General features: G+C 27.4%; 9 protein-coding genes. 3 read left to right on the forward strand and 6 right to left on the reverse strand.

Annotated elements, in window-relative coordinates; translation table 11 throughout:
• Nucleotides 1-411: hypothetical protein (locus ACERKK_RS10260; protein WP_373772989.1), on the reverse strand; the 411-nt coding region annotated here is incomplete at its 3' end.
• Between the two features lie 133 nt (nucleotides 412-544).
• Between ACERKK_RS10260 and ACERKK_RS10265 the strand changes: the two genes are divergently transcribed.
• A complete protein-coding gene (locus ACERKK_RS10265) occupies nucleotides 545-964 on the forward strand; it encodes a peptidylprolyl isomerase (protein ID WP_373772990.1) in 420 nt (139 codons plus the stop codon).
• A gap of 40 nt (nucleotides 965-1,004) precedes the next feature.
• Here the strand turns inward: ACERKK_RS10265 and ACERKK_RS10270 are convergent, their stop codons facing one another.
• Nucleotides 1,005-1,562 carry a TIGR00730 family Rossman fold protein gene (locus ACERKK_RS10270; protein ID WP_373772991.1) on the reverse strand — a complete coding sequence of 186 codons (558 nt, stop codon included), beginning with the start codon at nucleotides 1,560-1,562 and terminating at the stop codon, nucleotides 1,005-1,007.
• 275 nt (nucleotides 1,563-1,837) lie between these two features.
• Here ACERKK_RS10270 and ACERKK_RS10275 point away from each other — a divergent pair, with 275 nt between their 5' ends.
• Nucleotides 1,838-2,212 carry a hypothetical protein gene (locus tag ACERKK_RS10275; RefSeq protein WP_373772992.1) on the forward strand — a complete coding sequence of 125 codons (375 nt, stop codon included), beginning with the start codon at nucleotides 1,838-1,840 and terminating at the stop codon, nucleotides 2,210-2,212.
• A gap of 17 nt (nucleotides 2,213-2,229) precedes the next feature.
• Nucleotides 2,230-2,484: a hypothetical protein gene (locus ACERKK_RS10280; RefSeq protein WP_373772993.1), complete on the forward strand. Its 255-nt coding sequence runs from the start codon at nucleotides 2,230-2,232 to the stop codon at nucleotides 2,482-2,484.
• 28 nt (nucleotides 2,485-2,512) lie between these two features.
• Here the strand turns inward: ACERKK_RS10280 and ACERKK_RS10285 are convergent, their stop codons facing one another.
• The 4 genes from ACERKK_RS10285 to rplQ all read right to left on the reverse strand — a co-directional run.
• A complete protein-coding gene (locus ACERKK_RS10285) occupies nucleotides 2,513-2,761 on the reverse strand; it encodes a hypothetical protein (protein ID WP_373772994.1) in 249 nt (82 codons plus the stop codon).
• A gap of 154 nt (nucleotides 2,762-2,915) precedes the next feature.
• A complete protein-coding gene (gene guaB, locus ACERKK_RS10290) occupies nucleotides 2,916-4,361 on the reverse strand; it encodes an IMP dehydrogenase (RefSeq protein WP_373772995.1) in 1,446 nt (481 codons plus the stop codon).
• 19 nt (nucleotides 4,362-4,380) lie between these two features.
• Nucleotides 4,381-5,745: an Asp-tRNA(Asn)/Glu-tRNA(Gln) amidotransferase subunit GatA gene (gene gatA, locus ACERKK_RS10295; protein ID WP_373772996.1), complete on the reverse strand. Its 1,365-nt coding sequence runs from the start codon at nucleotides 5,743-5,745 to the stop codon at nucleotides 4,381-4,383.
• Nucleotides 5,746-5,925: 180 nt separating this feature from the next.
• Nucleotides 5,926-6,148: 50S ribosomal protein L17 (gene rplQ / locus ACERKK_RS10300; protein WP_373772997.1), on the reverse strand; the 223-nt coding region annotated here is incomplete at its 5' end.

The raw sequence follows: 6,148 nt of genomic DNA on the forward strand, positions 1-6,148 counted from the left end.
TACATAATTATTAAATTTTTCTACCTTGTTATTTACTAAGGTGTTTTTATACTCTAATTCACTTTTTAAAATATCTATTTCTTCTATTTTTGTATAAAAAAACTCTTCATAGTTTTTTATCTTTTCACGCTTTTTTTCTAATTTAATAATCTTTTTTGTAATACGTCTTTCAAGTTTTGAAGCAGGAACATATAGAATATCAATATCTTTTCCATTTTGGGAATAATCAAAAACATTTATATTTAATTGATACTCAAAAGTATTTTCAATTTCATCTATAATTTTTCTTAACTGTTCATATGTAATTTTATCTTCATAATATTTATCTATTTTGCCAATACGAACTTCTTGAAATGAAGCAAAAAGTGAACTTGTTATTAAAAAGCTTAGTAATAGTGTTTTGTAAATCATAAAATATTATATTTAAAAAGTGTTTTATACATGCTTATTTATATTAATCTACATTTAAGCATATAATTTAGAATATATAATTTTAGCATAATTATTTTTTGCTATAGTAAAGCATAAAAAACAAAGGAATAATATGTCTATTGAAAAAAACCAAAAAGTTGTAATGAACTATGAACTAAAAATTAATGATGAAATTTTAGAAAGCAATCTTGAAAAAGATCCTATTGAATTTACATACGGTACAGGTCAAATTATACAAGGATTAGAAGAAGGAATCCAAGATATGAAAGAAGGTGATACTAAAGTTGTAAAAGTAAGTTCTGATAAAGCTTATGGACAATATGATGAATCACTATCTCAAGTTGCTCCAATAGAAGATTTTGAAGGTATAGATTTACAAATTGGATTAGTATTAGAAGCTGAGAATGAAAAGAAAGAAATATTAAGAGCAACTGTAACAGATGTAACTAAAGAGGAAGTCACAGTTGATTATAATCATCCATTAGCTGGATGTGATTTAGAGTTTAAAGTATTTATGAAATCAATTTCATAAAAAGGTATATTCCCATATATTTGGGAATATACTTTATTTTTTACCACTTATGTTTTGGTGCTTTATACTTTTGAATTAAAGATAAGACTTCTTCTTGATTTTCACTTTTTATAAGCATATTTACATAATCTTTTTTCAAAAAACCTTCATCTGACATAGTATTAAGCATATCAATTAATTTATCATAAAATTTATTTGTATTTAAAAAAGCACAAGGTTTATCATGAATTCCAAGCTGAGCCCATGTCCATACTTCAAAAATCTCTTCTAATGTACCAGCACCTCCAGGAAGCGCTACAAAACCATCAGATAGTTCAGCCATCATAGCTTTTCTCTCATGCATATTTGCAACAATCGATAGTTCTGTAAGTTCAGTATGAGCTAACTCTTTTTCTTGAAGTTTTACAGGAATAACACCATGAACTTTCCCACCATTTTCTAAAACAGAATCAGCAAGAATACCCATAAGCCCTACTCGTCCTCCACCATAAACTACATTAATATTGTTTAATGCTAAAAATTTACCAAAAGATCTTGTAGCATTTTCATACTCTATATTATTACCCGTACTTGAACCACAAAAAACAGCTAATGTCATTATTTATCCTTTTAATTAAATTTACTTCATCATATAATTGTTATTGAATTTCTTTATATTTTTAGTATTAATAATATTCTAAATGAATTTATAAGGAATCTATAACAAGAAAATAATATAATGAAGTAAAACTAAAGTTGTAAAAAAAGCAATAATAATTATATAATAAATAAGATTAAAAAGGAAGGGTATTGCATTATTTCTTTGATATTTTTGAATCTAATAATTTTATGCTAAAATTCCAAACATTATAAATATAAAAAATAAGGGAAAATATGTCTAATGATGATATTAGTATAATTGATAAAAAAATAGAAGAACTTATTTTTGATAAAAAAGAACATAGTTTTTCAGATTTAAAAGAAAAAGTTGAAGAAATATTAAAAAGTGTAAATATATTTTTTGTTGAAAATGAACTAAATTCTAAAGCTGTAGATATGTATTTAAAAAATGTAATAAATCAACGAAATAATATAAAAAAGGCAGAAGAAAAAAGAAAAATAGATAATAGTAAAGAAACAAAATATACTTTAATTGAAAATATATGTAAAAAGCTAGAATTTGAAAATCAAGAACAACTTATTAAAAAAGTAGATGAACTTCAAATAAAAACAAATTTAGAATTAAAACAAATTTTAGATTCAATTTAATTTTATAGGAATAAATAATGAAAATAGAAGAAGAAATAGAACAAATATTTGATAGCCTAAGAAAGCTAGCTTTTTATGTAGGACATGGGAAATATAATGACTATATGAGTTCAGATGAAGTTTTAAAAATCAAAGCAACATTAGAAAAAATACTTGAAATTGAAAAAGAGTATGAAAAAGTTAATACACCAGAAGATAAAAAACTAATTTACAATCGTTTAGCTAAATATAAAACATATAGCATAAAAGATTTTATTGATTACAAATTATAAAAACAATAAGAAAGTAAAGAAATCTACTTTACTTCTTTCGTGGGGGAGGTAATAATCTATTAAAATCGTAAGGAATTATACTTCTTTCAATTTCTTCAGTAAAATCATATAACTTTATACAAATACCAAGTAATATTGGCCAAACAGATATTTCATTAATAATTGGAACTGTATTCAAACCAATAACAACCCCTATAATACCAGCTATTATTAGTATATTATCAACTTTTTTAACTTTTAATAATCTATAAAAATCTTTAATTTTTTTAATTAGCATATAGTTTTCCTTTTTTAATGTTAATACATATTATATTAACAAAAGAATGTTTAAAGAGGCTTATATAAAATGATGTATTTAATAAAAAAAGTGTTAGATTTTTGTTTTAATCAAGCAGAAGAAGTAAAGCGAAAAATATCGCTTTACTTTAATTTTAGATATGGTAGTTTGGAGCTTCGTTTGTAATAGTTACATCATGAACATGAGACTCTCTTAGTCCAGCAGATGTAATTTCTACGAATTCAGCAGTTTCTTGGAATACTTTGATATCTTTTGAACCTAAGTAACCCATTGATGATCTTAATCCTCCAACCATTTGGTGAATAATATCAGCAATAGAACCTCTATATGCAACTCTTCCTTCAATTCCTTCTGGTACAAGTTTATCAGCAGCAGTTCCTTCTTGGAAATATCTATCAGTACTTCCTTTAGTCATAGCTCCAATAGAACCCATTCCTCTGTATGATTTAAATTTTCTTCCTTGGAATAAAATTAAATCACCTGGAGATTCATCAGTACCTGCTAATGCAGAACCCATCATAACAGCACCTGCTCCAACTGCTAATGCTTTTGCAACATCACCAGAATATTTAATACCACCATCTGCAATAATTGGAATACCATATTTTGCACCTTCAGCAGCACACTCATCAATTGCAGAAATTTGAGGAACACCTACACCTGCAACGATTCTTGTTGTACAAATTGAACCAGGTCCAATTCCAACTTTTACTGCATCAGCTCCTGCATCAATTAATGCTTTAGTTGCTTCACTAGTTGCAACATTTCCTGCAATAATTTCAACATTTAATGCTTTTTTAATAGCAGTTACAGAATCCAAAATACCTTTAGAGTGACCATGAGCAGAATCTAGAACTAAAACATCAACACCAGCTTCAACTAATGCAGTTGCTCTATCTAATTGACCAACACCAATAGCAGCACCAACTCTTAATCTACCAAACTCATCTTTACAAGCATTTGGATGTTCTCTTTTTTTATTAATATCTTTAATTGTAATTAAACCAATTAATTTATTATTATCATCAACAATTGGTAATTTTTCAATTTTATTAGCATGCATAATTTCAGCAGCTTCTTCTAAAGTAGTACCTTTAATAGCAGTAATTAATGGCATATGAGTCATTTTTACATCAATAATATTAGTAAAATCTTTTGTAAATCTCATATCTCTATTTGTAATAATACCTAATAAAGAGTTTTCATCATCAACAACAGGAATACCAGAAATTTTATAAGAAGCCATAATATCTTCAGCATCTTGTAAAGTTTGGTCTTTTTTAATTGTAATTGGGTCTGTAATCATTCCTGATTCTGATCTTTTTACTTTTCTAACTTGCATAGCTTGTGTTTCAATGTCCATATTTTTATGAATAATTCCAATACCACCAAGTCTAGCCATTGCAATTGCAGCTTCAAACTCAGTAACTGTATCCATAGCAGCTGATACAAAAGGTACATTTAATTCAATATTTTTAGTTAATTGAGTTTTTAAACATACTTCTTTTGGTAAAACTTCTGATTTTGCTGGTACTAGTAATACATCTTCAAATGTAAGTGCTTTTTTTCTAATTCTCATTTCTAATTCCTAATTGTTGTTATTGTTTTTTATAATTTACTGCTTTTTCTAATGATAAAGCACCATCAAATACTGTTTGTTCATCGTAAGCTCGACCAATTAATTGTAATCCAACTGGCATACCATCTTCGTCATTATCTACAGGTATAGAAATAGCAGGTAATCCAGCAAGGTTTACAGAAATTGTATAAATATCACTTAAGTACATTTCTAAAGAAGTTTTAAATGATCCAAATTTTGGCGCAGTTGTAGGTGCAACTGGTGATAAAATTAAATCAGCTTCTTTAAAAATTTCTTCATACTCATCTTTTATTAAATGTCTAACTTTTTGAGCTTTTATATAATAAGCATCATAATAACCTGAACTTAATACAAAAGATCCAAGCATAATTCTTTTTTGAACTTCTTCTCCAAAACCTTGTGATTTTGTTTGAAGATACATATCTTTTAAACTAGAATTACCTTGTCTATTTCCAAATCTTACACCATCAAATCTAGAAAGGTTAGCAGATGCCTCAGCAGTTGCTACGATGTAATATGAAGATAAAATTTTACCTGTATCTAACATATTTTTATGAATAATAGTATGTCCTGCTTCTTCTAAAGCTTTTAATGATTTATTAAAAGCTTCTTGGATAGCTGGACTTGCTTGCTCTACAAAGTTATCAATTACTGCAATAGTTAATTTTCTATTCGCATCTAATTTTGGTGTAACAGCATCTGTTTGTACATTTGCTGATGTAGAATCTAAAGGATCATGTCCTGAAATAATATCATATAATATTGCTGCATCTTCAACATTTTGTGTAATTGGTCCACATTGGTCTAATGATGAAGAATAAGCTGTAATTCCATATCTTGAAACTCTTCCATAAGTTGGTTTCATACCTACACAACCACAGTAAGCTGCTGGTTGTCTAATTGATCCACCTGTATCAGTACCAAGTGCAGCAATAGCTATTCCACCAGCAACAGCAGCAGCACTTCCTCCTGAACTTCCACCAGGAACTTTAGAGTTATCAACTGGATTTAAAGTTTTTCCATAACATGAAGATTCAGTTGAACTTCCCATTGCAAACTCATCCATATTAGTTCTACCAAATGGTGATAAACCTGCTTTTTCTAAATTATTGATAACTGTTGCATTATAAGGTGATATATAACCTTTTAATATATTACTTGAACAAGTAATTTCCCAATTTTTAACATTTATATTATCTTTTATAGCAATTGGAATACCTGATCCTGATTGTGAAATATCTATTGAACTTAGCTGCTCAACATATGCTCCAATACCGCTTTCTTTTATTTTTGAAGTTAAATCATCTCTTAATTTATTAATATCGTCACTAGCAAGTGTTAGTGCTTCTTTTAGAGTTATCAAACATTTCTCCTGTGAATTACAATTATAGTATTACGCTGGATTGTATCTAATTTATGTTTAATATTAGGTAAATTGATTTGATATATAGATTTTTTTAAGATATTTATGAAAGTTTTTTATGTATAAAAAAAGGTAGAAGTCAAAGACTCCTACCTTATAGAATTTGTATAAACTTAAAGATTATACGAATGAAATGAATGCCATCTCAGTAGCATCACCTCTTCTGATTCTTGTTTTAATAATTGAAGTATATCCACCATTTCTACCTTCGTATTTTGGTGCAATTTCATTGATAAGTTTTTTAGTAGCTTCTTTACTTTGTAATGCAGCAAATACTTGTCTATGAGTATTTAAATCTGCGTTTCTAGCAGTTGTTACTAATCTTTCAATATATCTTCTTAAT

This window comes from Poseidonibacter sp., assembly GCF_041821165.1.
Taxonomy (GTDB): domain Bacteria; phylum Campylobacterota; class Campylobacteria; order Campylobacterales; family Arcobacteraceae; genus Poseidonibacter.

Excerpts from the sequence above, each read along its gene's own strand:
- ACERKK_RS10265 (WP_373772990.1), top strand. The coding sequence starts at position 545 with ATGTCTATTGAAAAAAACCAAAAAGTTGTAATGAACTATGAACTAAAA.
- ACERKK_RS10270 (WP_373772991.1), bottom strand. The coding sequence starts at position 1,562 with ATGACATTAGCTGTTTTTTGTGGTTCAAGTACGGGTAATAATATAGAG.
- ACERKK_RS10275 (WP_373772992.1), top strand. The coding sequence starts at position 1,838 with ATGTCTAATGATGATATTAGTATAATTGATAAAAAAATAGAAGAACTT.
- ACERKK_RS10280 (WP_373772993.1), top strand. The coding sequence starts at position 2,230 with ATGAAAATAGAAGAAGAAATAGAACAAATATTTGATAGCCTAAGAAAG.
- ACERKK_RS10285 (WP_373772994.1), bottom strand. The coding sequence starts at position 2,761 with ATGCTAATTAAAAAAATTAAAGATTTTTATAGATTATTAAAAGTTAAA.
- guaB (WP_373772995.1), bottom strand. The coding sequence starts at position 4,361 with ATGAGAATTAGAAAAAAAGCACTTACATTTGAAGATGTATTACTAGTA.